This window comes from Paenibacillus sp. FSL H3-0457, from assembly GCF_037981725.1.
In the GTDB taxonomy this organism is placed as follows: domain Bacteria; phylum Bacillota; class Bacilli; order Paenibacillales; family Paenibacillaceae; genus Paenibacillus; species Paenibacillus amylolyticus.
In genome coordinates, this window is record NZ_CP150283.1 from 2,119,139 (window position 1) to 2,145,174 (window position 26,036).

The window sequence follows — 26,036 nt, forward strand, 5'->3', positions numbered from 1 at the left end:
GTTCCTCCGTTCCTTATGTTAAACCTTAGTAGTAGTAACAGCTGTGGATACAATATCCAGTACTTCGCCGATGGTATTCAAGCAACGATTGTTCTTGATCAGTGCTTTACCAATGGCCAATGATTTACGCTGAGCATGTTCACGTTCAGTCGCATTTGGAATGGTATCTATATCCGCCACGTGAGCGAGTCCCACGATACGACGAACCATTTTGGCACCTGCGAAGCCAATGGAATCTCTAAACAATTGTTGCACATATAGATCCTGATACCCTGGCGTTTTTGCCATCGGATCAACGAGGTCATTAACCCAGAGGGCACGGAAACGAGATTCGAATTCAGTCCATACATCACGAACCATATTCAGCAAAAGCGTCTCACGCTCACGCAAAGCAGTCTCATCCTGAATCCATCCTGGCAGGGATGCGTAATTCAAGAGCAGGTTCGCTAGGACTGCACCGACATCAAATCCCATGGGGCCGTAATATGCAAATTCGGGATCGATGACCTTGGTTGATTCAGGTGTAACAAAAATACTGCCTGTATGCAGATCTCCATGAAGCAATGCCTGCCCATGTGTCAGGAATTTTTCCCGTAGTAATGCGACTTCAAGGTGAAGCACTCCATCTGTGCGGAGGGCTTCAGCCTCGTCCTCAATGGAAACATCATAATTATTTTTCTCAGCGATCCGGTAGGGTTCATCAAAGATCAGATCCTCCGTTATTTTGCATTGGTCCGGATTAATGAATCTGCCCTGTTGTTCCTTCTTCAATTGCTGATCCATGCCCAAGTCTGATGTGAAGAACAACGTTCTTGCCATGAATTCCCCGATATGCTGTGCAAAAAGAGGATAGGAAACACCTTCGATCAGGCCTTTACGCATGATCACATGATCACTCAGATCTTCCATAACCGTTAACGCAAGGTCATCATCGTAATGATACACTTCGGGTACCATCCCTGGACACAGACGATACTCTTCCTGCAGAATCTCACGTTCAATGCGGGCACGTACCAGAGAGAGCGGCCATGATTCTCCAACCACTTTCGCATAAGGAAGCGCCTGTTTGATAATGATACTTTTATCGGAGTTCTGATCCGTGATGTGGAATACCAAATTCAGATTGCCATCGCCGATCTCGTGACAATCCAGATTTGCATCTGCCGCAAATGGACCCGGTAATGTTTTGGCCAGTTCAATTGCATCCTGGGGGGTAAACGGGCGATATTGGGACAAAGGTGCCACCTCCATATATATGAAGAAACAGGAAAACCCACTTCTTTGCTTGGTATATGTCAGTATATCGGAAATAACGCGGTTTTTGAACTTTTTTTTGAGACAAGTCAAGTCGATCCTGATTCGAACTTCCGGTTCAAGGGTAAAAACAAATAGGCCGGACGGTTGAGAGAAACGCCGTTAACAAGCCTCTCCACTACATGTGGTGACACACTATTAACTCTCTGTTATGCATTGCGGGACAACCTGCTTATCATGGCATGACAGACTAATTTTAAATAAAGGATGGGATTAATATGGCTACAAAAAACAAAACAGATCAAGCAAAATCGGTGGAACAAGTACTTAATCGTCAGGTAGCTAACCTGAACGTATTGTATGTCAAAATTCATAACTATCACTGGTACGTTAAAGGACCTAACTTCTTCACGTTGCATGTGAAATTCGAAGAGTTCTACAACGAAGTTACAGTACAAATGGATGAAATCGCAGAGCGTATCCTTACGCTGAAAGGTAGCCCAGCGGCTACAATGAAAGAGTATTTGGAGCTTTCCTCTATCCAGGAAGCAGCAGGCGGAGAAGACGCAAAAACAATGGTGCAAAACCTGATCGAGGACTTCGCTACACTTTCGAATGAATATCAGGAAGGTATCGAAGTTGCAGATGCAGCTGAAGATCAACCAACATCCGATATGCTGACAGGCTTTAAGGCTGACCTGGAGAAACACATGTGGATGCTTCGCTCTTTCCTGGGTTAATATAGGTAAGATTTTGCCTAATACAAATGGTCTCTTACGTAAGCTTTCTGAGCCCGGATCATGTTGTCAGAAACGCCCTGAGCGTCTATACTGCTGACAAGAACGATAGGGGAGGGGACCGCTTATGTTAGAACCAACGATACCGGCTTTAAAAGAATGGGCTTCTGCAATCAAAGCACTGGAAACGGGTCGCCAGATTATGGTGATGCGCAAAGGTGGCATTGTAGAGGAAACCCGACATTTTGAGCTGAAAAGTCCAGCGTTTTATCTGTATCCGACTTATGAACATCAGCGTAAAGAACTGATTAAGTCCTCGGATCAATCCTATGTTGAAGAATCACTGGCCGAATGGGTGCCCGAAGCTTCGACAATCCGTATTACTGCATATGCCGAAGTAACGCAGGATCTGGAGATACGAGATCAGGAGATGCTGGATCGACTTCTTGACTTTCATATGTGGACAGCGGATTTTGCCGAAGATCGTTTGAAATGGAAACGCAAAGATCCGCTCCATGTATTGATTTTACGTGTGTACCTTTTGAAAGAACCGATGGAAATCCCCGTACTGCCTGAATATAATGGTTGCCGTTCATGGATTTCTATTCCGAATGGTCCGGTGCTGCGCGAAATGACGCCGGTGGTGGACGTTGCGGATTTTGACGAACAGGTACAGAAGATTAACGAGATGCTCAAATTGTAAATGGTAACGTTATTTAACGGAGGGACTTGTCCATAATATGGATGAGTCCTTTTTTTAGATTAGTGTACAGCAGATGACATAAAAGCTTGAATTGCTGTGATTTTTCTCACTGTGCATTTGTGCTTAAGATGTTTTCTGATTTGATTCAATTTGTCTTTTACTATAGAATCAGAAAGAATAAGGTTTCATGCAAGGGACAAAGGTTCTTAGGAAATGACTTGATTATCATTGAGAATCAGTTTAGAATTATTCTAAAGTGCTCTTGCTTGAAGATTCGAGTACAGGAGAAATTCAGGGGAAGCCCTGTTCAGATATAATAGGCGCTTTTTCTTTTTCGACAGTAAACATCAATTTAATCAATGGAGGGAAACAATACACATGGCTACGAATTTCGTCATTGAAGGTCTGAAAGCGACGATCGAAGGTAAGGAAATCCTGAAAGGCATCAACCTGGAAATGAAAGGTGGAGAAATCCACGCAATCATGGGACCAAACGGAACAGGTAAATCCACTCTGGCTTCTGCCTTGATGGGTCACCCTAAATATGAAGTAACAGACGGTAAAATTACACTTGATGGTGAAGATGTATTGGATATGGCTGTAGATGAGCGCGCACGTGCAGGTCTCTTCCTGGCTATGCAATACCCAAGTGAAATTGCAGGTGTTACGAACTCCGACTTCTTGCGTAGTGCAATTAACGCACGTCGTGGCGAAGGTAACGAGATCTCCCTGATCAAGTTCATTCGTCAAATGGAAGGTAAAATGAAAGAACTCGACATGAACCCTGAGTTCGCTCACCGTTACCTGAATGAAGGTTTCTCCGGTGGTGAGAAAAAACGTAACGAGATTCTGCAAATGATGTTGCTTGATCCGAAAATCGTAGTACTTGATGAAATTGACTCCGGTCTGGACATCGATGCTTTGAAAATCGTGGCTGACGGTGTGAACGCTATGAAGAGCGAAGACCGTGGCTTCCTGATCATCACTCACTACCAACGTCTGTTGAACTACATTACGCCTGACTATGTTCACGTAATGATGCAAGGTCGTATCGTGAAATCCGGCGGACCTGAATTGGCTCACCGTTTGGAAGCGGAAGGGTATGACTGGGTAAAGGCAGAGCTGGGAATTACAGACGAAACTGTAGGCCAAGAAGCGTAAAGACAAAACGGAGGAGGATTAATTAATGACTACACAAACAATTCTTCCGGTTGAATCTGAAGCGCTTCGCGCCTTGTCGGAAAGCAACAATGAACCCGGCTGGTTGACCGAACAGCGGCTTGAAGCTTTAAAGCTTGCGAGCGGGCTTGCGCTTCCTAAACTGGAAAAACAAAAAATCGAACGCTGGAATGTCAGCGAGTACGGAACATATAAAACAAGTGAAGCTATTTCTTCTTTGACAGAAGTACCTGCTTCTATCAAAGATCTGGTTCAGGATCAAGCTGAAGGCAGTCTGGTTATCCAGCGCAATTCCGGTACGGTATACTCCAAGGTGTCTGCTGATCTGGCAGCAAAAGGAGTTATCTTCACGGATCTGGCTACAGCGGTTCGCGAACATGGCGATCTGGTAAAACAATATCTGAACACAGCAGTTAAAGCGGATGAGCATTCCCTCGCTGCATTGCATGCGGCACTTTGGAATGGCGGGGTCTTCCTGTATGTTCCGAAAAATGTCGAAATCGAAGTACCACTGCAAGCAGTGTTGCTTACGGACGACGCATCTGCAACGTTTGCACCTCACGTGCTTGTTGTTGTAGAAGCAAACAGTTCAGTAACTTATGTTGATAACTATGTATCTGGCGAATTGTCCGCACCTGTTTTCCATAATGGTGTTGTGGAAGTATTCGCAAAATCTGGTGCTAAAGTACGTTTCGCATCGGTTCATCAACTGAGTGTAAATGTAACTGATGTTTCATTCCGTCGTGCAGTGTTGGAGAATGATGCTTCCATCGAGTGGATTGTAGGCGAAATGAACAATGGCGACACAGCGAGCAACACGATGACCGTGCTGAAAGGCAATGGATCAAGTTCTGATTCTAAAGTCATCGCTGTAGGTTCCGGTTCGCAGAAAATCAACTACACCACAGAAGCTCGTCACTTCGGCAAGAATACACCAAGTCAGATGATTACACGTGCAGTTATGCGTGAAGAAGCTTCTGCAATCATCAACGGCATCACGAAGATTGAGAAAGGCGCTACCAAAGCCGATGGACAGCAGACAGAGAAAGTGTTGATGCTGAGCCCTAAAGCACGTGGAGATGCGAACCCAATCCTCCTTATTGATGAAGATGATGTAACAGCAGGTCACGCGGCTTCTGTTGGTCAAGTCAATGCCGAGCAGATTCATTACTTGATGTCGCGCGGAATTAACCGTACGGATGCCGAACGCCTGATCATCTATGGCTTCCTGGCTCCGGTGGTGGCGGATATTCCTCTGGAAGCACTGCGCACCCAATTGCAGTCCCTGATTGAGAAGAAGCTGGGACAATGAACCCGTCCATTCGCGAGCAGTTCCCGATCCTCCACCAGGAAATTAACGGACACCCGCTCGTATATTTAGATAGTGCTGCAACTTCACAGAAGCCTCATGCTGTGATTGAAGCAGTCAAACATTATTATGAGTATGAGAACTCCAACGTACACCGAGGTGTTCATACCCTTGGAAGCCGTGCAACGGACGCTTACGAAGGCGCACGTGAGAAGGTAGCCAAGTTTATCAATGCCCGCCGTACACAGGAGATTATCTTTACTCGCGGTACAACGACAGCCCTCAATCTAGTGGCTTCATCGTACGCCCGCGCCAATTGCAAAGAAGGCGATGAAATTGTTATCACGCAAATGGAGCACCATAGTAATCTGATTCCTTGGCAGCAAGTTGCCAAGGAGACAGGTGCAACATTGAAATACATTCCGCTTCAGCCTGACGGTCATATTGAATTGGCTGATGTTGAGAAGACGATTACGAACAATACTAAAATTGTAGCAATCGCTTATGTATCCAATGTTATGGGTCTGATCCATCCAGTGAAACAAATTGCTGAAATTGCACACCGCAATGGTGCTGTCATCGTTGTTGATGGCGCACAAAGCACACCTCACATGAAGGTGGACGTTCAGGATCTGGACTGTGATTTCTATGCATTATCCGGTCATAAAATGTGCGGACCAACCGGAATCGGTGCACTCTACGGCAAAAAGGCGCTGCTGGAGTCCATGGAACCCATTGAGTTCGGTGGTGAAATGATTGATGATGTGGGTCTGTACGAATCCAACTGGAAAGAGCTTCCCTGGAAGTTCGAAGGTGGAACCCCGATTATCGCAGGTGCGGTAGGGTTGGGAGCTGCCATTGATTTTCTGGAGCAGATTGGTATGGATGAGATCGCACATCATGAAAGTGTGCTGGCAGCTTATGCAACAGAACGACTGGCCGAGATCGATGGGTTAACCATCTATGGCCCAGCCAAGCGGCATGTGGGTGTTGTTACCTTTAATCTGGGGGATGTTCATCCGCATGATGTGGCAACCGTGCTGGATGCGAGTGGCGTAGCCATTCGTGCCGGACACCATTGCTGTCAACCGCTAATGCGCTGGCTTGAAGTTAGCTCAACAGCTCGTGCCAGCTTCTATCTATACAATAACGAACAAGATGTAGATCGGCTTGTCAGCGCCTTAATCCAGACAAAGGAGTATTTTGGCGATGCAACTTGATGATCTGTACAGACGTGTTATAATGGACCACTACAAAAACCCGCGTAACCGCGGAACATTTGATAATGACGCTGTCACGGTGAATTTGAACAATCCAACGTGCGGCGACCGGATTTCACTGCAAATTTTGCTGAAAGACGGAATCGTCCAGGAAGCCAAATATACGGGTGAAGGCTGCTCCATCAGCATGTCCTCTGCATCGATGATGACAGAGGCCGTCAAAGGCAAAACGATGGAACAAGCACTCGATATCGCTAACCGTTTTTCCTCACTGATGAAAGGTGAAGAAGTCGATTTCGACGATTATGAAGATCTCGAAGCCCTATCCGGTGTGAACAAGTTCCCTGCACGCATCAAATGTGCCACTCTGGCCTGGAATGCATTACGCAAAGGGATTGACGAAGAGAACAAAGTACAATAACGATAGGGAGGTAGAGCAAGATGGCTAAAAAAGCACCAGAAATGGAAGAGTACAAATATGGTTTTCGCGATGAGCACAAATCCATCTTTCAAACCGGTAAAGGTCTGACTGCAGAAGTGGTTACCGAAATTTCCAAGATTAAGAATGAACCGGAATGGATGTTGGAATTCCGTTTGAAATCTTTGAAACAATTCGAAAAGATGCCAATGCCAAAATGGGGCGGAGATCTAGACGGATTGGATTTCAATGAAATTCAGTATTATGTGCGTGCTTCGGAGAAACAAGGTAAAACATGGGAGGAAGTTCCTTCCGAAATCAAGGAAACTTTTGATAAATTGGGTATCCCTGAAGCAGAGCAAAAGTTCCTTGCAGGTGTATCGGCTCAGTATGAGTCCGAGGTTGTATACCACAACATGCAAAAGGAATTGGAAGACCAAGGTGTAATCTTCATGGATACGGACACGGCTCTGAGAGAGCATCCCGAAATCCTGCGTGAATATTTTGCAACGGTTATTCCACCAGCAGATAATAAATTTGCTGCTTTGAATAGTGCGGTATGGTCCGGAGGAAGCTTTATCTACGTGCCTAAGGGCGTTAAATGTGAAGTACCTCTGCAAGCCTACTTCCGGATTAACTCCGAGAATATGGGACAATTCGAGCGTACACTCATCATTGCGGACGAAGATAGCTTCGTTCACTATGTAGAGGGATGTACAGCTCCAATCTACAGCACGAACTCACTGCACAGTGCGGTTGTTGAGATCATCTGTAAGAAAAATGCTCGTGTTCGTTACACAACGATTCAAAACTGGGCACCAAACATCTACAACCTCGTTACGAAACGTGCGGTTGCTGAAGAAAATGCAACGATGGAATGGGTCGATGGTAACATCGGTTCCAAACTGACGATGAAATATCCAGCGGTTGTACTGAAAGGCCGTGGAGCTAAAGGTTCCGTACTCTCCATCGCTGTAGCTGGTAAAAACCAGCATCAGGATGCAGGTGCGAAAATGATCCACTTGGCTCCGGATACAACATCTACGATTGTTTCCAAATCCATCAGTAAACATGGTGGTAAAGTAACGTACCGTGGTTTGGCTTCCTTTGGGCGTCAAGCTGAGGGCGCGAAATCCAACATCAAGTGTGATACACTCATTCTCGATAATGAGTCCACATCAGATACAATTCCTTACAATGAAATCATGAATGATAACATCATGCTGGAGCATGAAGCTACAGTATCCAAAGTGTCTGAAGATCAACTCTTCTACCTGATGAGCCGTGGTCTGACTGATGCAGAAGCAACACAGATGATTATCATGGGCTTCATTGAGCCATTCACGAAGGAATTGCCAATGGAATACGCCGTTGAGATGAATAGATTGATTAAATTCGAAATGGAAGGTTCCATTGGTTAATCCAATGCAGCGCCTTTCGAAGCCGTAAAGCTGAAGCTAGTTGCTGATGTTAAGCGGTAGATATCGTTTTATGTGATCGAATACCCTCTAGAACAGACTTTCTAAAAAGTCTCTCTAGGGGGTATTTTTATTCAAAAAATCTGGGGATAACAGTGATCAGAAGGTTATTCTGTTATCGGAGTGGCAAGCGGAAATATTCTTTAGTTCAATTTGTATATTTACAAATGAATAGACCAGCGTTATTCTTCCATTAACGAATATTACATATATTTGAATAGATTCTAATATGAGGAGGGTTATGATGCGAAGAAGTATAGTTCAAAAAGGAGCAGCCTTGGTATTGTCTGCTGTTGTTGCCTTTACGAGCTCTCCGTTATTTTTATCAACGGCGAGTGCTGCAGAAGGTGGATCGGTATCGGGTTCATTCAACGTACTTAGTTACAATGTAGGTGGTCTTCCGGACCTGGTATCCAGTTCCAACCCCAAGGAGTACACCGTTCAGATTTCCCCCAAATTAAATGACTATGACATCATTAATGTGCAAGAGGATTTTAATTATCATAATGAGCTGATATCTCAGGTCACTCTGCCGTATTTGACGACAACCAGCGGAATTGCGGGTTTTGGTAGTGGGTTGAACAGTCTGTCCAAATATCCATTCCGTGACTTGAAACGTATTACCTGGGATAAGCGATCTGGTCTTTTTGACAATGGAAGTGATGAATTGACTCCAAAAGGATTTACAGCAGCTACATATGAGATCACACCTCAGGTAAAATTGGACGTGTACAACTTGCATGCGGACGCGGGTAGCGATGATAAATCGCTTGAGGCCAGACGAGATAATATCAGACAACTCTCCAATTACATAAAGGAGCACTCGGACGGGAACGCAGTTATCGTATTTGGGGATACCAATACACGGTACACCCGTGCTGCTGACAATATAGAGTTGCTCATGTCTGAGAATGGTTTAAGAGATCCGTGGATCGATTTGATCCGAGGTGGGAGTATTCCCGCTGATGGAGACGCCCTTATGGATGCAAGCAATTTAAATGGACCCAACTATGAGATCGTGGACAAAATTTTGTATCGCGGAAGTAAAGCGTTGTCTCTGAATGCACAGAGCTATCGGTTAGAAAATCAAACATTTGTTGACCCGAGTGGGAAGCAACTCTCCGATCATTATCCGATTACAGCGGAATTTGTGTACAGCACATCTTCTCAGTACCAACTAAGTTCAACAATCGGAGGATCTGGAGGAAGTGGGTTTAATGATCTAAATCATATTCCGGAGTCCAGACCTAGTTCAGTGGTACTTAACTCGGGCAACCGTGTAGACGGCATTTCAATGCTGTACAGGGATGGAACGGACCTGGCACATGGTGGTCAATCCAACATTGCCACACTGAACTTGGCAGACGGAGAGTACTTAACCGAGGCAACAATTGGTCAGGGGACACGTAATGGAGATAAACGGATCTTTTACGTGGAGTTGTCCACCAATCTTGGAAATAAAGTTGAAGGCGGACAAAAGACCTCGGATCAAATCAAACTTGAGGCACCAGCGGGGTGGTACATTGCCGGATTTTATGGAAGAGCAGGACAGGAATTGGATCTGCTAGGCGTCATATACAGACCTCTGAATTAGAAGTGAGCAGTGGTTAAAATGAAATAATAATATATACATCTCATAGAGTGTTCATATTAGCACAGCGCCGCTTGGAATATACGTTGGAGAGACCATAAGGTTTCCCTAATGATATTCTGAGCGGTATTTTTGTGGAATAAAATAAGACCAATAGCACAAGCCATTTCATAGATTTAAGCATTTAATGATAGAAAAGGATGTGAGTGTATGAGCGTGAACCCTTTCGAGGGATATCGGATTACAAGTTCATTCGGCTATCGAATTCATCCTATTCATGGTGGACAGACATTTCACCGCGGAATTGATCTCGTGACAGAGCCTTGGAATGGCCCCGTCTATGCCTTTATGGAAGGTAGGGTACGTTTTGCTTCCGAAGGAGTTACAGGCTCCGGATTCGGCGGTTACGGGCTTACAGTTGCCCTTCAAGATCATCGTGGCTACTTGCATTGTTATGCTCACCTTTCGCGGATTGCCGTAACCGTTGGGCAGCGGGTGAAGAGAGGCCAGCTTATCGGTAATCAGGGAAGCACGGGTCAGAGTACCGGCCCGCATGTACATTATGAGATTCGTAAAACAAGTGCACCATCGTACGGGTACACAGCTAGCGAAGATGGTGTGATGGAACCGGGTGCGTATCTACAGGCTGAATACGGAACTGCATCTCAGGAACAGGAGGCACCGCCGATGACCACTGAGCAGAAGAAAATGTTTGAAGCTATGCAGAAAACGCTAGAGATTCAAGGGGGATGGATTCAGCAACAGGAGCAACTTTCCAATATGGATTGTCCCGCATGGGCGAAGCAAGCATTTGATTATTATCGACCCTTTATTATGAACGACAAAGGCAGTTATGAATTTTGGAGATTACTTGTTATCATGTACCGCAAGGAAAAAGGCATCCAGGTTCATTCGGAGTCCGACATATAGATCCCTGCATAGGACAGGGAGTAACAAAAGGCTGATGCACTCAGGTAGATGCAGACAGATAACCATTTATCGAATGTTGCCTGTTCGCCCGGTTCATTCCACCGGAAACGTCATATGTTAGGGTATACCTGATGAAGAGGAGGCAATCACATGAGCGAAGTAGGATATGGCTGTGGTGGCAATGTAGGCGGAGTAGGCGGCGTTGGTGGATACAATATGTTCACAAACACTGGTGCAATCTTGGTACTGTTCATTCTGTTGGTTATCATCACAAAAGCATTCTGTGTCTAATCCAACATGATTGAATCGGAATAGACAAAAGGGAAGCCGATTACGGCTTCCCTTTTGTCATACGCCAACCTATAAGTTGGTTATTTCAGTTACTATGGGGTTCTTCGTATACATGCTGTGTACAATGAATAGTTACTGTACATAAATCTCAACGATAGCAATATCTCTTTCTTTCGCTAAATCGATAAAGGCCGTAGAGGTCTGAACGAGTGGTCGGAAATAATCCGCAGGATTATTCATGACAATGAGTCCCGTCTGACCCGTGGTGAGCAGAACCCTTTTACCGATAAAATTAGGCAGCATGTGCTTGATCAGTTCCTGTGTTGCTTCAGCATTTAACTGACCAAAGCTGAGGCTGTACAGCTCACACAGAACAGAGATCAGTTCCTGTTTGGTCTGGTATACCCGATTCGTCGTCATGGCGCTGTAAACGTCTGCTACAGCAGTTATACGGGCATATGGGTGGATCTCGTCTCCTCGCAGTCCATGAGGATAACCACTTCCATCCTCGCGCTCATGATGTTGAAGTGCAACCATTGCCAGAATTTCATCCTGCGTGGATTCTTTAATGATATCGTACCCATAGAATGTGTGTTTCTTCATTTCGTCAAATTCTTCCGTGGTCAATTTACCAGGTTTATGTAAAATCTCAGAAGGAATCTTGGACTTGCCGATATCATGAAGATATCCTGCTTTGGCTACAGTTAGACATTCCTCGGGGTTGTAACCCATCCAGCCGGCGATATAAAAAGCGAGCATTCCGACTTGCAATGAATGGTTGTACGTATAATCGCTATCCCCGTCCAGCATAAGCAACAAGGAGACAACATCTTTTTGTTTTTCCAACTGTTCTGTTAGGGTAAACAAAATCTCATCGACCTGTGTCTCATCAATAAAACCCTTCTCCATCGCTTGTTGAAATAGAGATTCAGTACCTTTGATCGTATCGTTAAACAAATTAGTTAACAGACGGGTTTGATCGGAAGGTAAGGTTTGTGCATCAGAGTGTAGGTCGGATGGTGTGTGTTCTACATCTGCGTACTCGATTCCATGTTGCAACAGTTTGGATAGGTCATCTTCACTGAGGGTGGAACCTTTCATCAGCATGTGGAGACCCGAACTGTTGTATACATCATTTTGTAACAGGTCACCCGGTTTAAGATCAGTAACATGCACTCTCACGTATAAACCACCTTTTCTCGACTAATATCGACACATATAATTATAATAACAAGAAAAAAATGGGTTGACAACGACTTATTTACTATTAACCCACTCTGTCTAAAAAGGTGTAAAGGCTCATTGTTTAGTTCTCCATGGGGTTCCATGGTCCTAATTGATGCCCCTTCCATTCAGATCCATCTTCCCAAATTTCCTTTTTCCAGATCGGAACGGTCTGTTTCAGTCTCTCTATGGCGTAACGGCTTGCATCATAACAGTCGTTGCGATGAGGCGAGGAAACAGCAATGACTACACTAATCTCTGCCACATCTACTTTGCCGATTCGGTGACTGATTGCACATAACACACCAGGCCAGCGATCGGAGATTTCCACACCAATGGCTGCCATCTGAGAAAGAGCCATCGGCACATAGGCCTCGTATTCAAGATGAACGGTGCGCTGTTCACCGGTCATTTCACGAGTTGTACCTACAAAAGTAAGAGCTGCCCCGTGATTCGGGGTAATCACTAGCGCCGTTGTTGCTTCCACGGACAAAGTGGATTCTGTAATTAGAAATAAGCCATCTTCAGTCCGATGCTCTGGAACGGTAGAGCGAAGTTGTTCATCGGATATATCCGTACCATCGCCTCCAGAGACGGGAGGGATCAACGCAAGTTCATCTTCTGAGCTAAGTATAGTATCGGCAGGAGCGTACTGCTGGTTAACTGCCAAAAAGGATGTCCTTATCTGAGAAGCTGCCTCTGGGTAGGCCAGACTCAGTTTTTCTTTTAAATCGGCAGCGGTTGGAATATCTCCAATGTACTCAAACTCCAGAAGGGATGTATTTAAACGTTCTGCAATGCCTGCAAATAGTTGAATTGTCAATTTCATAGATATGACTCACCTCTTTTTGATCTCTAAACCCTATAAATATATCATAACGACGCGGAAAATGTTATGCTTATCCATTAGAAGAATGAACGTTTATTGAAGAGCAGGGGAGGCGGTGTGATGAGCACCAGGGAGAAGCAAACGTTAACGATTCTGCACACCAACGACATTCATAGCCACTTCGGCTCCATGAGCACCATCGCCGCTATGATCAATGAGGAACGTGACCAAGGTGGCAACTTCCTTGTATTAGATATCGGCGATCATATGGACCGGATGGCCGTTGAAACAGAGGGAACACTGGGTACGGCTAATGTTGATGTTATTAACCTGACGGGCTACGATGCCATTACAATCGGTAACAACGAAGGACTAACCTTTACGCCAGATCAGCTCTCGCAGTCCTACGCTGGACTTCTGTGTCCTGTGGTATGCAGCAATGTTGTGGAGCAAGATACTGGACTTGCGCCAGTGTGGATGAAACCTTCTCTGATTGTGGAGAAAGGTCCATTTCGCGTTGGTCTGCTGGGGGCAACGGCCCCTTTTACCACGTTTTACGAATTGCTCGGGTGGGATGTTCTGGACCCTGTGGAGTCATTAAGAGCTCAAGTGGAAGCATTACGTGATGAAGTAGATGTTGTGGTTATTCTTTCTCATCTGGGGCTTTCGACAGATCGGAGACTGGCGGAGCAGATTACGGGAATTGATGTTATTCTCGGTGGACATACCCATCATGTTCTCGAAGAACCCTTAGTCATTGGTCAGACCGTGCTGGGTGCAGCTGGAAAATTTGGCCAATGGCTTGGGAAAGTGGTTCTGGAACGAACAAGTGTGGGAGAACCTCTCCAACTGGTAAGTAGCGGTTGTATGGCTGCCAAGAGTATATTACTGGATGATCAGGTCGCGCTGGCAATCGCTACGAATCGTACGGAGGCTGAAAGGACACTCAATCAGACGGCAGTGATAACGGATCGGGTGCTGCCCATCACGTACGACCGGGAATCCCCGTTTGCTACCTTGCTTGCACAAGCTGTTCGTCATTTCACGGGGGCACAGCTGTCTCTGGTGAATGCAGGTCAGCTTCTCGGAGATCTTCCACAAGGTAATATTACAAAAGGAATGTTGCATTCCCTATGTCCATCTCCTATAAATGCTTGTACAATATGCTTGAGTGGAAGTCATATTCGTGAAGCACTTGAGCAGTCCTTGTTGGACGAGTTTTCAGGTAAGCCCATTGTGGGATTTGGTTTTCGTGGTTATATTCTAGGCACGTTATGTATGGACGGAATGGAAGTTCAATACAATCCAGATGCGCCAGCCTATCAGAAGATCCAGACCATATCCATCAATGGAGAGCCTATGGACGAACAATGTGAGTATATCGTTGGAACACTGGACATGTTTACGTTCAATGTGGGGTATCCTCCTCTTGCTCATGGAACCCGTACGCTCTATCATCTTCCGGAATTCATACGCGATTTGCTGGAAACGGAAATAAAACGACCAGGGGCTCTGGACGACAGCCTGCGAGCCCGCTGGCATCAAAGCTAAATTTAAAGTGCTCGCCTTCTGCTGAAGCGGCGGCTAGTGGTAATTACATCTACGGAGCGGGAGAGGATAGGCTGTGCGTTTAGTACATATAAACTTATTGCAGCCTGGCATGAAGCTGGGGAAACGTATTTATAGTGAAGAAGGCCTTGTATTACTTAGTGAGGATGTAGAGCTAACCAGTCGATTGATTGGACGCCTTAAGGATCTCGGAGTCGGTTATGTGTATATTAAAGATGCTGCGACAGAGGACATCATTGTTCCTGAAATGTTGCAGGAAGAGACCCGAAGGAAGGCACTGGTAGAGATCAAGCAGCAATTTCAGAGCATGTCGGGAATGAAAACGAAGAATCGGATTCCTCATTTCGGTAAAGCGCTTAGTGGTGTGATGAATGCGATTCTGGAAGACATCGGCAGTCAGAAGGAAGCCATGATTATGCTGATGGACATGAACTCCAGTGATTTTGACCTGTATAATCATTCGCTGAATGTATGTGTGTATACACTGGTTCTTGGTGTCGCTTCGGGTTACACACGCCAGCAATTAATGGAGATTGGTCTGGGTGCCTTATTGCATGATATTGGCAAGACACAGATTGCACCAGAAATTCTGCATAAGCCTTCCAGATTAAGTGACGAGGAATTTAAAATCATTCAGCAGCACACTACATATGGACATCGTATTCTCAAAGACGAACCAGGTATACCGCTTCTATCTGCACATTGTGCATTGCAGCACCATGAGCGAATTGATGGCAGCGGATATCCCTTTGGGCTGAAGGATAAAGAGATTCATGAGTATGCCAAGTGGATTGCGCTTGCTGATTCGTATGATGCCATGACAACGAATCGAGTCTACAAGCAAGCCTTGCTGCCACATCAGGCCGTAGAGGTGCTGTATACGGGCTCAGGAACACTTTATGAACAACGAATGCTGGAGAGATTCAGGGATTGTGTAGCGATCTACCCCGTGGGTCTATCGGTCACGCTCAGTACGGGAGAGGTTGGGGTGGTCGCAGCGATTCATCCACGTGTTCCTCAACGTCCACTTATCCGGGTGCTCAAGGATGCCGACGGCCAGACCTTATCTTCGCCCTACGAAATTAACCTGTCTACAGCACTGTCTGTTATGATCACAGGTGTAGAGGGTCTGGAGGATACACCTTCATCTGCCCAAAGGGAACGGTTGGAAAGCTGAACAAGCTTAGAAATGATTAGCGCTCATGTCGTAATATCGGGGCCGTTTCGTGATTCGGCCCGGAGTTACCTGAGTGTTTTTTGTCATGTAATGGACAGGGTCTACGTATGCCGGAGCATTCAAAATTGTGCTATGATAAAAGATAACTCCAAAAAGAGAAACACAAGTATGATGTAAATAAAACTTTTTAGGTTAATAAAAGGAATAAGGTGAAGAACAATGACCATGCTAAACTCAGGATCGGTACAACCGATGCCTTTATCTCCGACGAATGATCCGTGGGATCCGATTGGCTCTCTGCGTACATATGGACGCCATGTGTTGACCAGTGTAGAAATGACTGTGACACATCTGTGCAACATGCGGTGTGAGCACTGTGCCGTAGGAGATATGCTTACGATGCGTGAAGCGCCGGCTCTTCCATTACCGCTGATGCTGAAACGATTGGATGAAGTGGAGCATCTGCAGACGATTAGTCTGACGGGTGGCGAGCCAAGCTTTAGCCAGAAAACAGTGGATGAGATGATCATCCCGCTGCTCAAATATGCCAAGGAACGTGGAATCCGTTCCCAGATCAATTCGAATTTAACGCTGGATATCAGCCGATATGAGCAACTTTTGCCGTATCTGGACGTTATGCATATCTCATTCAACTACCTGAATGCTGACGATTTCCATCAAGTCGGATTTGCAAATAGTGGCAGACCTGTGAAACGTGAAGTCGCGGTGAAGATGTATGAGAAAATGATTGAAAATTCCCGCAAATTAAGTGAAGCAGGCATGTTTATCTCTGCCGAGTCCATGATTAACTTCCGTACACACGACAAGCTGGATGGTATTCATCAATTGATTCGTGAGATGGGCTGTGTTCGTCACGAAGTGCATCCAATGTATAATTCGAACTTTGCTTCGTCGTTGCCTGTTTTATCACTGGACCATATGAGAGCAGCGATTCATCGTTTGCTTGATGTGCGTGACAAGGATATGTGGATGCTCTTCGGTACCCTGCCATTCTTCGCGTGCAGTGCAGCAGAGCAGGATCGGGAACTGATCAACCGTTTATACAGCGAACCAAATGTGACGGTACGTAATGATCCGGACGGACGCAACCGCGTTAACGTCAACATGTTCACGGGTAATGTGTATGTGACCGATTTTGCCGATATCCCGGAATTTGGTAATATTCGTGATCGTAAACTGGATGATGTGTTCCATGAATGGTCAGCTGAACATCCGTTGAATCAAACGGTCAATTGCCATTGCGATATTGCATCCTGTTGCGGACCAAACCTGCTAGTGGCAGATATGTATTACAAAGGTGTGGATTTCAAATCGAGAAAGGCAATCACACGTTGATATTCCAGGTGTATTCCTGAAATAGATAGAAAAGGGGAGTTTCAACTTGGATATTCATACCGAATTTCATCTTGGGCAGCTGGTATTTAATCTGGTCTGTGTCTTTTTGCTCGTATTTTTGAATGGCGTATTTGTCGCAGCGGAATTTTCCCTTGTGAAAGTAAGGCAGACACGCTTAACTCAATTGCAGAGTGAAGGAAATCGTATGGCTGGTTATGCACTGAAGGTGAATAGTAAACTGGATTCCTATCTATCGGCAACTCAGTTCGGGATTACGCTGACATCGCTTGGACTCGGGTGGCTGGGAGAACCGGCCATCTCCGAATTGCTCGTTGAGCCACTCATGTTTAAACTTGGTGTAGGAGATACAGGGCTTATTTCGACCGTGTCGGTCATTATCGGTTTTTGTATCATTACGTTTCTGCATATTGTGCTGGGTGAGCTTGCACCTAAATCGTTGGCAATTCAAAAAACAGACGGAGTGGCATTGTTTTTATCTGCGCCCTTGCTGTTGTTCTACAAAATCTTCTTCCCGTTCATCTGGGTACTGAATGTATCGGCCAATGCATTGCTGCGTCTAGCGGGTATCGAACCTGCCAGTGAAGGCGAAGCTCACTCGGAAGATGAACTTCGTATTTTGATGAAGCAGAGTGCCAAAAGTGGTGTCATCGATAAAGATGAGATCAAACTGATGGACAACATCTTTGATTTCTCCGATATGCTGGCACGTGAAGTGATGCTGCCACGTACAGACATGGATTGTTTGTACACGCATATGTCTTTGGAAGAGAACTTGGAGATCATTAACGCAACCAAACATTCCCGGTATCCCGTAGCATTAGAAGACAAGGATGAGATCATTGGATTTATACACATCACCGATCTGTTGCTGGCTAAACCGGAGCAACAACATGATCTGGCTTCACTTGTTCGTCCAATCTTAAACGTTCCTGAATCGATGGAAATCAGCCATGTGCTGCGTCTCATGCAGAAGAAACATTCACAGATGACGCTGGTTGTGGATGAATATGGTGGCACAGCTGGATTGCTGACTGCGGAAGAAATTCTGGAAGAGATCGTTGGAGACTTGTATGACGAGTTTGAGGATGAGCGTCCGCATATGGAACGGAGTGGAGATTCATTTTCCATTGATGGTCGTTCGCTTATTGAAGAAGTTCATAAGTGGACCGGAGCCATCATTGAGGATGAAGAAGTGGATACCATCGGCGGATGGTTGTTTAAAGAGCTTGGGGGCAATCCATCCAAGGGGAAAACGCAGGAGCTGAATGGGTACGTTTTTGAAGTGGAAGAATCGACTCGTTTGCGAATTACCCGTGTTCGAGTGTACAAGCAATCTGTCCCTCAAGACATGAATTCGGAAGAAAAACCAGCAGAATAGAACTCGTTGCAGGAGTAAGATAAGACGAGTAAAAGTATGAAATGATGCAGATTACGAAGATCTGCCAGGATGTAAGACCTTTGGACGTTACCTGAAAGGGGAACGAACCGAAGGTCTTTTTTTATTTTAAAGAAGAATTTGGAGAAATTCTGCACATAGTTGAAACGAATTTCGGATTAACTTCGGGGACAGCGTCATATGGATATAGAGACGGGAAGCGGGAAAGAACTCAGTGTTATTCAATATGCACCAACGATGTAATAAGGAGGCGTTGTTTTGTGAAAGATCCGCAGCTTCGTGCTTACGCCCCTTTTGTGGGGCCGTTTGATCCTTGTCCGCCGGTAGCGATTCGGACGTATCTGGTACCTCCGCAGTTATTTATTCCATTTCAGCCCATGGGCTGGCCGCAGTACAGCCCGGCGGAAGCGTTGAGATTGGGAACCTTATGGCCTGCATTATACAGCCCTTATACACCAGCTAGATCAAAGGGAAGGAAGGTGGAAGTGGATGGAACCTGAAGTGCCGAAACCCTGTGACGCTAAATACTACGAATTGCTTGAAGAACTTCAGGCGCTGGATTTCGTGTTGGTGGAACTGAATCTGTACCTGGACACCCATCCGGGAGACTTCCAAAGCATTGAGCAGTACAACAAGTTCAGCCAGGAGCGAATGAGGGTAGCCCATGAATTTCAGCAGTTGTACGGACCGTTGATGAACTTTGGGCATGCTTTCTCCAAGTATCCTTGGGAATGGTCTCAGACACCCTGGCCATGGCAAGTGTGACACATCAGCCTCAGGCTTCCTTGCAGGACTTTAGGGACAGGAAGCCCGAGGGTTAGAAGAAGGGCTGTATTTTAATAACGTAGAGGGAGGCGTCTTACATGTGGGTGTATGAGAAAAAACTGCAATATCCCGTAAGGGTTAGTAAATGTGATCCTCGTATGGCGAAATTGCTGATGGAACAATATGGCGGTGCCGATGGAGAGTTGGCCGCTGCCCTTCGATATCTGAATCAGCGTTATACGATTCCAGACAAGATTATCGGTCTGCTGACGGATATTGCTACAGAGGAATTTTCTCATCTGGAGATGATTGCCACCATGATCTACAAGTTGACCAAGGACGCGTCGGTGGATCAATTGGAAGAAGCGGGACTTGGGCCGAACTATGCTCAACGCGATTCTGCCTTGTTTTATACCAATTCCTCCGGTGTACCCTTTACAGCTGCCTACATTGCTGCGAAGGGTGATCCAATTGCGGATCTGTACGAGGACATTGCAGCAGAAGAGAAAGCCCGGGCTACATATCAATGGTTGATCGACCTGACCGATGACGTGGATCTGCAGGATAGTCTGAAGTTTCTGCGGGAACGGGAGATTGTGCATTCTCTAAGATTCCGCGAAGCCGTGGAGATTCTGAAAGACGATCGGGATACGAAGAAAATTTTCTGAATATTTGATATCGAGGCAGAAGTTCAGCAGTCCAGTAGGGCTGCTTTTTTGTATGAAAAGATAGTATTACTAAATAATTCATTTTAAAATAAAATTACATATAATTATATAATTTACAAATATTGTTGTTAAATGTACTCGCATACTATACAATGAAATTGTAGTTAAAAACTCTATTTAGGAGATGATCATTTTGAGACTTAGTAAAGTTCTTATGTTGACTGCATGTTCCTTTATTCTGACCACTTCCATTTCAAGTGGAGGCGTGTCTGCGGCAAAAGTTCAACCGAATACCAGTACAAATGTATCAGACGTAGTATCTCCTATGCTTGAAAGTAAATTTTTTTCTGTAGTGCATTATTACCCTGTAGGTTTTGGAGTACCGAAATATCTTACGGACTATATTACGCCAGATGGCTATGTAGGAACCTTGGTGTTGGTTAGTTATCATACTGTGGATGGAATTGTTGCTGCAAGATACGAAGGGACCGTTTACAGATAATCAGAAATGGTAGATTAAACCTTCTAGTATTTAAATTCTTATAACAACGCATTTATAATAAAATTGAAAGTAGCAGTTCCAAGATAAAATAATTTGGACTGCTACTTTTCATTTTTAAATCATATTTATTGTGTAATAATATGTAAGTGGTGCTTTTCACAATTATAGATGTTTAATCTCCAATGATAGGGGAGAAAAAGGAAAAAATAAAACCATCCCCGGTATACTACTGGGATGGTTTTATTGGATTTTGAAGTGTATACCTAATATTCAACTACCATGGCAACATTTTGCCACCCGGCTCCAACGGTCCAGAACAGAACTTTGTCACCACGCTGAATCTGACCGGTTGTAACCGCTCGATGTAATGCGATAAATGGACTGCTGGTTGAGGTGTATCCGAACTCATCTCCGATATAGACGGCAATATCATCACCAATGCCGACGTTCGCGGATACAGCCCGAATGTTACTAATGGATAGCTGGGAGAAGCAGGCGGCTCTGATCTCGTCTGGTCCAATCTCGTTACGTATCAGCAAGGTACGAATGGACTCTGAAGCAGCATCCACACAGATGGAATCATCAAATGGGATGAATTTCACATGAAAGGCACCCGCATCTACACCCGTTTTGCCCAGCTTTGCCAAGCCTTGTGCAGGAAAAAGAGAATTACCATACACGCAGGTGTCCGTCTGATAGATTGAATCAATGAAACCGACAGCATGTTCATCCCGCTCTACAATAACCGCCGCTGCTGCATCACCGAAATTGGCGAAGTATACGGGATCATCGGGACTGGCGTGAGGAGCCACGTAATCAGAGCCGATGATTAATGCGCGGCGAATTCGAGGATTGCCCAGCATCTGCCGGCTAACTTGTTCGAAAGCAGCAGTCATACCCGCGCAGTTGGCGTTGCTGTCAATACAGATCGTGTGAGAAGCTCCGTTAATCAGGCGATGGATCATCAGGGAATTCGTAGGAAAGATGTATTCTGGCGTTTGGCTTGCATAAGCAATCAGATCAATATCTGCACCGGTGAGTCCGGTTTTCTCCAGTAGGTTACTGGCTGCCTCATAGGCCATGCTTAGTGAATTTTCGTCATCGTTGTCAATTTTATAACGTGTATCACGACCAAGTGCCTGTAACAATCCACGAATATCTACACCTCTTGCATCAAAATGTTCAATATAAAAATCATTGTGCACCTTGGTTGCTGGATGATAGATATCGATATCTACAATACGAATTCCGGCCATCTTCATTCTCCTCTTGAGCGGAAGGGTGAATTCACAGCTTGTCCGCCTGGTTTATTAAGTGGTAACGGTAGATATGATTTCGAGATTGTCCAGACCGACTGATCGGCCGAGCCGGGACAATTGCATTTTTAGAATCGCGTTGTTCTCGAGGGTCAACACGACTTTTTTATATTCATCTTTTTTGAACAATTGAAGGCAGCCTTCCAGAAGAGGAACAATCTCCGGAGCAGTAACATTCAACTTTTTGCAATCGATGTTCAGGTCATACTCCTTGGTGTTAATAGAAGCGATCGTATCCTGATAGGCCGAGATGGAACGCAAACCGTCTTCTTGAGAGAAAGAACCCTCCAGTTCAATGTTTAACACCTTGTTTGGAACGTCAGTCTTCAGAATGAAATTTCCCATGTTTGATCTCTCTCCTTTAAATGAGTTAAGGCTATCCTGTTAGTGGATACACAGCCCATTGGGCCTCTGCCGAAAGCTTCTAAGATGCGAGCTGGTTCGAAGGATAATTTAACCATATTATAAAGGTAGGAATGTAAAAAGATCAATAAAAAAGTCGAATCATGTATAAAAATGTAGAAAAGTGAATTACTGTATTTCGTCCAAGGTGGCAAGCAAAATATTAAATGCACTTATAATGCGTGGAGCACCCACACATGGCGCCAGATGTAGCAATATTCCCTTGAGCTGATCTACAGTTACCCCGACACTCAGAGCCATCGTGTAATGTACGCCCAATTGTTCATACTGTCCTTGGGTGATCAACGAAGAGATGATAGCAACTTCCTTCCATTGATCCGTAATCGTGGTGCGCTGAAAGATATCCCCGTACGCCGTCCCCATAATAAATTCCGACAATTCGGGAAAATGTTCTTTGATGGGTGCGAGAGCTCTTGCACCGTACTCCCCAGAAAGTTTGGCGAAACGGTCTAGTCCCTGAGCTACATGTTCACTCATGATATGCTCCTCCTAATTCAAAGTTACGGTGCGGTGAGCTGTGGGTGGAATTTCATCTCGATCGGTCAGAAGCTCAATAACAGTTACCTGATTCAACGTCTGGGCTGTGTTCAGCGCAGATGAGAATTCAGCAAGGGTTTCTGCTCGAAACGCAACCGCACCGAGAGATTCGGCAAATTTGGCAGCATCCATAGGAACTTCATATAATGTGCCATCAATTCTGCCTGTTGTTTTTTCCATTCCTTTGAGTGCCATGTCCAGTTGTTTGTTGTTAACGACAATGAAAATGACGTTCAGATTGTTGCATACCGCGGTATTGATCTCCGTCCCCAGCATCATGAAGCATCCATCCCCGGTGATACATATAACGGTCTCTTCAGGTGAAGCTGCCTTTGCACCTATCGCCATACCAATGGCGTTCCCCATGCAGGCAAAGTAAGCGTCAAACACAAAGCTGCCTGGTTTCTTGACTTTATATCGCTGAACTGCATGAAATCCATGGCTGCCATCATCAACAAACAGCTTATGATCGTACGGAAGCAGATCGCTCATTCCATCTAGCACAGAAGCCAGAGACAGTTGGGGGAGATCTGGTAAAGGGACAGTGTAATCCATCGGTGCCGTGGTTCTCACAGGAGTAGGGAGGTCTTCTAATGTGCCCAGCAAATATTGCAGGTTGTCCTTCAAATCACCGGTGATATGTAAGGTTTGAGCGCTCAGAATCTTGCCTACAAATGTAGGATCAGCGTCAAATTGAATGAGGTGTGCCGGGTGATGTTCAGGCTTCAGATTGCAGAGGGTCATGTCACTTAGACGTGAACCGAGTACGATATAAAGGTCACTCTGGTTCAACATGTCGTCTGCATGTGGGAAACCTCCAACACCACAAGGTCCATGGTACAGGGGATGGTCCCACGCAATCGCTCCTTTTCCACCAGGAGTAGTAATGACGGGAATGTTGAACGATTCGGCCAATTGAAGCAATTCATCATGGGCTCTGGCGCGACTTACACCTTTACCAGCAATAATTAAAGGGCGGTTGGATTGTTGAATGAGAGGAAAAATGCGATTCAGATTAGATACGCTAAGCAGAGGTTCCGGTTCGGGAATGACAATCCGGCATTGGGATAACAATTCGGTCTGTACGTCAAAAGGAATACAGAGGTGAACAGGGCCTTTATTAGGGCCGAGTGCAATGGAAAGGGCATGGTTCAGCAGTGTGCCGAAGTGATCTCCACGCTCAACCAGTTTGCTGAATAGCGTAGCAGGTCTGAACATTTCGGCCAGATCAGCCAGATAAGAAGAAGAATCCTGACACTGGGGGAGCCCCAGTTCCTGAATGGATTGATGACCCGTAATAAATAGTACAGGCAGATTGTTGGCCTTTGCATGGGCTGCTGCAGTAAGCAGATTGGTTCCGCCCGGACCGGATGTGGCAAAGGCAACGCCGAGTTTACCTGTCTGTAATGCATAACCGGATGCAGCAAAACCTGAGCTGGATTCATGACGGCCTGGAATGAACTCTAATCCGTAATCCACCATTTTCAGTACAGCAGGACAGATGGATTTACCAATAATACCAAAGACATGAGTAACGCCTAGATTACGCAGAGTTTCTGCCAAATAGTCCGCAACTGTTCTCATGCGGGACACCTCGCTTCATGAAATAGGTTATTAGAACCATACGCATATTCCATTTATTGAATGCAAGTTACAGTCTAAGGTTGTAAGAGGAAATATTCATTGTTATTAGGAAGAGTATCTTTTTTTGTGGTTTTTTGTCAACCTGTTTTTGTGAGTCTAAATTCCTGATTCTTAAGTTGGTAACGCTTTAAGTATTGCTGGATAAAGTAAAAATAATTAGTTATATATCCCTGCAACGAATTACCCAATCGCAACCAAGTTACAAATAATGTAAAATAATGACTGTAAATGATGAATTTCAGCCTCTAATAGCCACTTGAAAGCTAGAGGTTTATTTTTTTTTCGTATCAATGCATCGCATTCGCAATTCTTTGCTTTCTGCTATACTGGAAAGGAATTGGGAGGGGATGGAATGACAGTCATCAAGATGGCTCTGATTGGGCTGGGTAAAATGGGATTACATATGGTTCATCTAATCGAGAATACAAAGATGGACACGGAGATTGAGATTGTAGCGGTGTGTGATGCGAATGAGGAAGGTTTGGCGTCTTTTGCAGCTTCTCATCGGGGAGTTAGGACGTATACGGACTACAAGCAATTGATGAATGAACATCAGATTGATCTGCTGTATATTGCAGTTCCGCCGAAATTTCATTATCCGATTGTCATGGAAGCACTGGAGCGCAAAATTCATGTGTTCTGTGAGAAACCGCTTGCCAATAGTGTAGAAGAAGCCAAAAAGATGCTGGAGGCAGCAGAGCAGGCAGGCGTTGTTCATGCCATCCACTTCTCGATGCCGCATGAACCTTCCGTGCTGAAGTTGCAAGAGATGATTGAGCAGGGTACTGTGGGGGCAATTCGCAAAATAGATCTCATTTTGCAATTCCCGCAGTGGCCACGATCATGGCAACAGAATGCATGGATTACGAGCCGGGAACAGGGTGGATTTATTCTCGAAGTGGGGATTCACTGGATTCATATGATTCAAAAGGTGTTTGGTGCCATCCGGGTTGTTAGCACTCAGGTTCAATATCCTGAGAATGGTGACTGTGAACTAGAAGTACAGGCTGCAATGGAACTGGAAGACGGAACGCGAATTCAGCTAAATGGCATCTCTCAATTTGCGGGGGAAGAACGTGTATCCATGGTGGTGTACGGCACAGAAGGCACGATTGCCTTGGAAAATTGGGAAGAATTGAAGACGGGTCTGGTGGGGCAGCCACTTTCTCCAGTGGAAGTGCTTGAATCCGCCAGTGAATTGCCGGTTCTTAAACATGTCATTGCCCGTATACAGGGCAAACCAGCTAAGATATATGATTTTAACGATGGGTATCAGGCACAATTGATACTTGAAGCGCTACGGAACACGGAACAATCGAGATAAGAAAAGGAGAGCTTAGGTTTTTTCATATGAGGTGCCCGGTGCACCTTTTCCTGATTCAGTTCTCCTTAACACAAAGAAGCATCGCAGAGGCTCGGGTGAGTCTGTCTGCGATGCTTCTTTCCTTTGATATATGTTCATGATACAGCTATTTAGATACTCGATCAGTATGTTGATT

26 protein-coding genes are annotated in these 26,036 nt (G+C 45.2%); 19 read left to right on the forward strand and 7 right to left on the reverse strand.

Annotated features, from left to right (window positions below; genetic code table 11):
* Positions 1 to 18 precede the first annotated feature (18 nt).
* Positions 19 to 1,236 (reverse strand): S-methyl-5-thioribose kinase, encoded by a 1,218-nt coding sequence (gene mtnK / locus MHH25_RS09605; protein WP_340019884.1) that lies wholly within the window; start codon positions 1,234 to 1,236, stop codon positions 19 to 21.
* A 296-nt stretch (positions 1,237 to 1,532) separates the two neighbouring features.
* Between mtnK and MHH25_RS09610 the strand changes: the two genes are divergently transcribed.
* The 10 genes from MHH25_RS09610 (at position 1,533) to MHH25_RS09655 (ending at position 11,110) form a co-directional block, all read left to right on the forward strand.
* A complete protein-coding gene (locus MHH25_RS09610) occupies positions 1,533 to 1,994 on the forward strand; it encodes a Dps family protein (protein WP_017689542.1) in 462 nt (153 codons plus the stop codon).
* 124 nt (positions 1,995 to 2,118) lie between these two features.
* Positions 2,119 to 2,694, forward strand: coding sequence for a DUF1802 family protein (locus tag MHH25_RS09615; protein WP_338708266.1), 576 nt, complete (start codon positions 2,119 to 2,121; stop codon positions 2,692 to 2,694).
* Between the two features lie 378 nt (positions 2,695 to 3,072).
* Positions 3,073 to 3,855, forward strand: coding sequence for a Fe-S cluster assembly ATPase SufC (gene sufC / locus MHH25_RS09620; RefSeq protein ID WP_036609931.1), 783 nt, complete (start codon positions 3,073 to 3,075; stop codon positions 3,853 to 3,855).
* A 25-nt stretch (positions 3,856 to 3,880) separates the two neighbouring features.
* Positions 3,881 to 5,185, forward strand: a complete 1,305-nt coding sequence (sufD, locus tag MHH25_RS09625) for a Fe-S cluster assembly protein SufD (protein ID WP_237176150.1) — start codon at positions 3,881 to 3,883, stop codon at positions 5,183 to 5,185.
* A complete protein-coding gene (locus tag MHH25_RS09630; protein WP_017689538.1) occupies positions 5,182 to 6,402 on the forward strand; it encodes a cysteine desulfurase in 1,221 nt (406 codons plus the stop codon). Before sufD ends, MHH25_RS09630 begins: the two co-directional genes overlap by 4 nt.
* Positions 6,392 to 6,823 carry a Fe-S cluster assembly sulfur transfer protein SufU gene (gene sufU / locus MHH25_RS09635; protein ID WP_017689537.1) on the forward strand — a complete coding sequence of 144 codons (432 nt, stop codon included), beginning with the start codon at positions 6,392 to 6,394 and terminating at the stop codon, positions 6,821 to 6,823. The genes MHH25_RS09630 and sufU overlap by 11 nt, the downstream gene beginning before the upstream one ends.
* A gap of 20 nt (positions 6,824 to 6,843) precedes the next feature.
* Positions 6,844 to 8,241 carry a Fe-S cluster assembly protein SufB gene (sufB, locus tag MHH25_RS09640; protein ID WP_036669904.1) on the forward strand — a complete coding sequence of 466 codons (1,398 nt, stop codon included), beginning with the start codon at positions 6,844 to 6,846 and terminating at the stop codon, positions 8,239 to 8,241.
* Positions 8,242 to 8,539: 298 nt separating this feature from the next.
* Positions 8,540 to 9,892 carry a jacalin-like lectin gene (locus MHH25_RS09645; protein WP_340019885.1) on the forward strand — a complete coding sequence of 451 codons (1,353 nt, stop codon included), beginning with the start codon at positions 8,540 to 8,542 and terminating at the stop codon, positions 9,890 to 9,892.
* A gap of 207 nt (positions 9,893 to 10,099) precedes the next feature.
* Entirely contained in the window at positions 10,100 to 10,819 is a 720-nt protein-coding gene (locus MHH25_RS09650) for a M23 family metallopeptidase (RefSeq protein ID WP_338708271.1), read from the forward strand.
* Positions 10,820 to 10,969: 150 nt separating this feature from the next.
* Positions 10,970 to 11,110, forward strand: a complete 141-nt coding sequence (locus tag MHH25_RS09655) for a hypothetical protein (protein ID WP_017689533.1) — start codon at positions 10,970 to 10,972, stop codon at positions 11,108 to 11,110.
* Positions 11,111 to 11,242: 132 nt separating this feature from the next.
* Here the strand turns inward: MHH25_RS09655 and MHH25_RS09660 are convergent, their stop codons facing one another.
* Both MHH25_RS09660 and MHH25_RS09665 read right to left on the reverse strand, forming a co-directional pair.
* Entirely contained in the window at positions 11,243 to 12,292 is a 1,050-nt protein-coding gene (locus tag MHH25_RS09660; RefSeq protein ID WP_036609925.1) for an HD-GYP domain-containing protein, read from the reverse strand.
* A 124-nt stretch (positions 12,293 to 12,416) separates the two neighbouring features.
* Complete coding sequence (locus MHH25_RS09665; RefSeq protein WP_036609923.1) at positions 12,417 to 13,163, reverse strand: molybdenum cofactor biosynthesis protein MoaE; 747 nt, start codon at positions 13,161 to 13,163, stop codon at positions 12,417 to 12,419.
* A gap of 120 nt (positions 13,164 to 13,283) precedes the next feature.
* Between MHH25_RS09665 and MHH25_RS09670 the strand changes: the two genes are divergently transcribed.
* The 8 genes from MHH25_RS09670 to MHH25_RS09705 all read left to right on the forward strand — a co-directional run bounded on the left by MHH25_RS09670 (position 13,284) and on the right by MHH25_RS09705 (position 20,617).
* Positions 13,284 to 14,714: a 5'-nucleotidase C-terminal domain-containing protein gene (locus MHH25_RS09670; protein ID WP_338708273.1), complete on the forward strand. Its 1,431-nt coding sequence runs from the start codon at positions 13,284 to 13,286 to the stop codon at positions 14,712 to 14,714.
* Positions 14,715 to 14,787: 73 nt separating this feature from the next.
* A complete protein-coding gene (locus MHH25_RS09675) occupies positions 14,788 to 15,909 on the forward strand; it encodes an HD-GYP domain-containing protein (RefSeq protein ID WP_338708275.1) in 1,122 nt (373 codons plus the stop codon).
* Between the two features lie 219 nt (positions 15,910 to 16,128).
* On the forward strand, positions 16,129 to 17,265 hold the full coding sequence (gene yfkAB, locus MHH25_RS09680) for a radical SAM/CxCxxxxC motif protein YfkAB (protein WP_143781368.1): 1,137 nt from the start codon (positions 16,129 to 16,131) through the stop codon (positions 17,263 to 17,265).
* 46 nt (positions 17,266 to 17,311) lie between these two features.
* On the forward strand, positions 17,312 to 18,664 hold the full coding sequence (locus tag MHH25_RS09685; RefSeq protein WP_340019886.1) for a hemolysin family protein: 1,353 nt from the start codon (positions 17,312 to 17,314) through the stop codon (positions 18,662 to 18,664).
* Positions 18,665 to 18,942: 278 nt separating this feature from the next.
* Positions 18,943 to 19,182 carry a spore coat associated protein CotJA gene (locus tag MHH25_RS09690; protein ID WP_036609912.1) on the forward strand — a complete coding sequence of 80 codons (240 nt, stop codon included), beginning with the start codon at positions 18,943 to 18,945 and terminating at the stop codon, positions 19,180 to 19,182.
* Positions 19,172 to 19,447, forward strand: a complete 276-nt coding sequence (locus tag MHH25_RS09695; protein WP_036609910.1) for a spore coat protein CotJB — start codon at positions 19,172 to 19,174, stop codon at positions 19,445 to 19,447. Before MHH25_RS09690 ends, MHH25_RS09695 begins: the two co-directional genes overlap by 11 nt.
* Positions 19,448 to 19,545: 98 nt before the next feature.
* Positions 19,546 to 20,115 carry a manganese catalase family protein gene (locus MHH25_RS09700; protein ID WP_101313332.1) on the forward strand — a complete coding sequence of 190 codons (570 nt, stop codon included), beginning with the start codon at positions 19,546 to 19,548 and terminating at the stop codon, positions 20,113 to 20,115.
* A 193-nt stretch (positions 20,116 to 20,308) separates the two neighbouring features.
* Entirely contained in the window at positions 20,309 to 20,617 is a 309-nt protein-coding gene (locus MHH25_RS09705; RefSeq protein ID WP_076327012.1) for a hypothetical protein, read from the forward strand.
* Positions 20,618 to 20,880: 263 nt separating this feature from the next.
* Here MHH25_RS09705 and MHH25_RS09710 read toward each other — a convergent pair whose 3' ends face one another.
* The 4 genes from MHH25_RS09710 to MHH25_RS09725 form a co-directional block, all read right to left on the reverse strand.
* Entirely contained in the window at positions 20,881 to 21,873 is a 993-nt protein-coding gene (locus MHH25_RS09710; protein ID WP_076252338.1) for a 3-oxoacyl-[acyl-carrier-protein] synthase III C-terminal domain-containing protein, read from the reverse strand.
* Between the two features lie 54 nt (positions 21,874 to 21,927).
* Complete coding sequence (locus MHH25_RS09715; RefSeq protein ID WP_036609902.1) at positions 21,928 to 22,278, reverse strand: hypothetical protein; 351 nt, start codon at positions 22,276 to 22,278, stop codon at positions 21,928 to 21,930.
* A 186-nt stretch (positions 22,279 to 22,464) separates the two neighbouring features.
* A complete protein-coding gene (locus MHH25_RS09720) occupies positions 22,465 to 22,833 on the reverse strand; it encodes a carboxymuconolactone decarboxylase family protein (RefSeq protein ID WP_017689521.1) in 369 nt (122 codons plus the stop codon).
* A gap of 12 nt (positions 22,834 to 22,845) precedes the next feature.
* Positions 22,846 to 24,477 (reverse strand): thiamine pyrophosphate-binding protein, encoded by a 1,632-nt coding sequence (locus MHH25_RS09725; protein WP_340019887.1) that lies wholly within the window; start codon positions 24,475 to 24,477, stop codon positions 22,846 to 22,848.
* A 412-nt stretch (positions 24,478 to 24,889) separates the two neighbouring features.
* On the opposite strand from MHH25_RS09725, the gene MHH25_RS09730 reads away from it, so the two are divergent.
* A complete protein-coding gene (locus MHH25_RS09730; protein ID WP_340019889.1) occupies positions 24,890 to 25,861 on the forward strand; it encodes a Gfo/Idh/MocA family oxidoreductase in 972 nt (323 codons plus the stop codon).
* Positions 25,862 to 26,036 lie beyond the last annotated feature (175 nt).

Excerpts from the sequence above, each read along its gene's own strand:
- MHH25_RS09610 (WP_017689542.1), top strand. The coding sequence starts at position 1,533 with ATGGCTACAAAAAACAAAACAGATCAAGCAAAATCGGTGGAACAAGTA.
- MHH25_RS09615 (WP_338708266.1), top strand. The coding sequence starts at position 2,119 with ATGTTAGAACCAACGATACCGGCTTTAAAAGAATGGGCTTCTGCAATC.
- sufC (WP_036609931.1), top strand. The coding sequence starts at position 3,073 with ATGGCTACGAATTTCGTCATTGAAGGTCTGAAAGCGACGATCGAAGGT.
- sufD (WP_237176150.1), top strand. The coding sequence starts at position 3,881 with ATGACTACACAAACAATTCTTCCGGTTGAATCTGAAGCGCTTCGCGCC.
- MHH25_RS09630 (WP_017689538.1), top strand. The coding sequence starts at position 5,182 with ATGAACCCGTCCATTCGCGAGCAGTTCCCGATCCTCCACCAGGAAATT.
- sufU (WP_017689537.1), top strand. The coding sequence starts at position 6,392 with ATGCAACTTGATGATCTGTACAGACGTGTTATAATGGACCACTACAAA.
- sufB (WP_036669904.1), top strand. The coding sequence starts at position 6,844 with ATGGCTAAAAAAGCACCAGAAATGGAAGAGTACAAATATGGTTTTCGC.
- MHH25_RS09645 (WP_340019885.1), top strand. The coding sequence starts at position 8,540 with ATGATGCGAAGAAGTATAGTTCAAAAAGGAGCAGCCTTGGTATTGTCT.
- MHH25_RS09650 (WP_338708271.1), top strand. The coding sequence starts at position 10,100 with ATGAGCGTGAACCCTTTCGAGGGATATCGGATTACAAGTTCATTCGGC.
- MHH25_RS09655 (WP_017689533.1), top strand. The coding sequence starts at position 10,970 with ATGAGCGAAGTAGGATATGGCTGTGGTGGCAATGTAGGCGGAGTAGGC.
- MHH25_RS09665 (WP_036609923.1), bottom strand. The coding sequence starts at position 13,163 with ATGAAATTGACAATTCAACTATTTGCAGGCATTGCAGAACGTTTAAAT.
- MHH25_RS09670 (WP_338708273.1), top strand. The coding sequence starts at position 13,284 with ATGAGCACCAGGGAGAAGCAAACGTTAACGATTCTGCACACCAACGAC.
- yfkAB (WP_143781368.1), top strand. The coding sequence starts at position 16,129 with ATGACCATGCTAAACTCAGGATCGGTACAACCGATGCCTTTATCTCCG.
- MHH25_RS09695 (WP_036609910.1), top strand. The coding sequence starts at position 19,172 with ATGGAACCTGAAGTGCCGAAACCCTGTGACGCTAAATACTACGAATTG.
- MHH25_RS09700 (WP_101313332.1), top strand. The coding sequence starts at position 19,546 with ATGTGGGTGTATGAGAAAAAACTGCAATATCCCGTAAGGGTTAGTAAA.
- MHH25_RS09710 (WP_076252338.1), bottom strand. The coding sequence starts at position 21,873 with ATGGCCGGAATTCGTATTGTAGATATCGATATCTATCATCCAGCAACC.
- MHH25_RS09715 (WP_036609902.1), bottom strand. The coding sequence starts at position 22,278 with ATGGGAAATTTCATTCTGAAGACTGACGTTCCAAACAAGGTGTTAAAC.
- MHH25_RS09720 (WP_017689521.1), bottom strand. The coding sequence starts at position 22,833 with ATGAGTGAACATGTAGCTCAGGGACTAGACCGTTTCGCCAAACTTTCT.
- MHH25_RS09725 (WP_340019887.1), bottom strand. The coding sequence starts at position 24,477 with ATGAGAACAGTTGCGGACTATTTGGCAGAAACTCTGCGTAATCTAGGC.
- MHH25_RS09730 (WP_340019889.1), top strand. The coding sequence starts at position 24,890 with ATGACAGTCATCAAGATGGCTCTGATTGGGCTGGGTAAAATGGGATTA.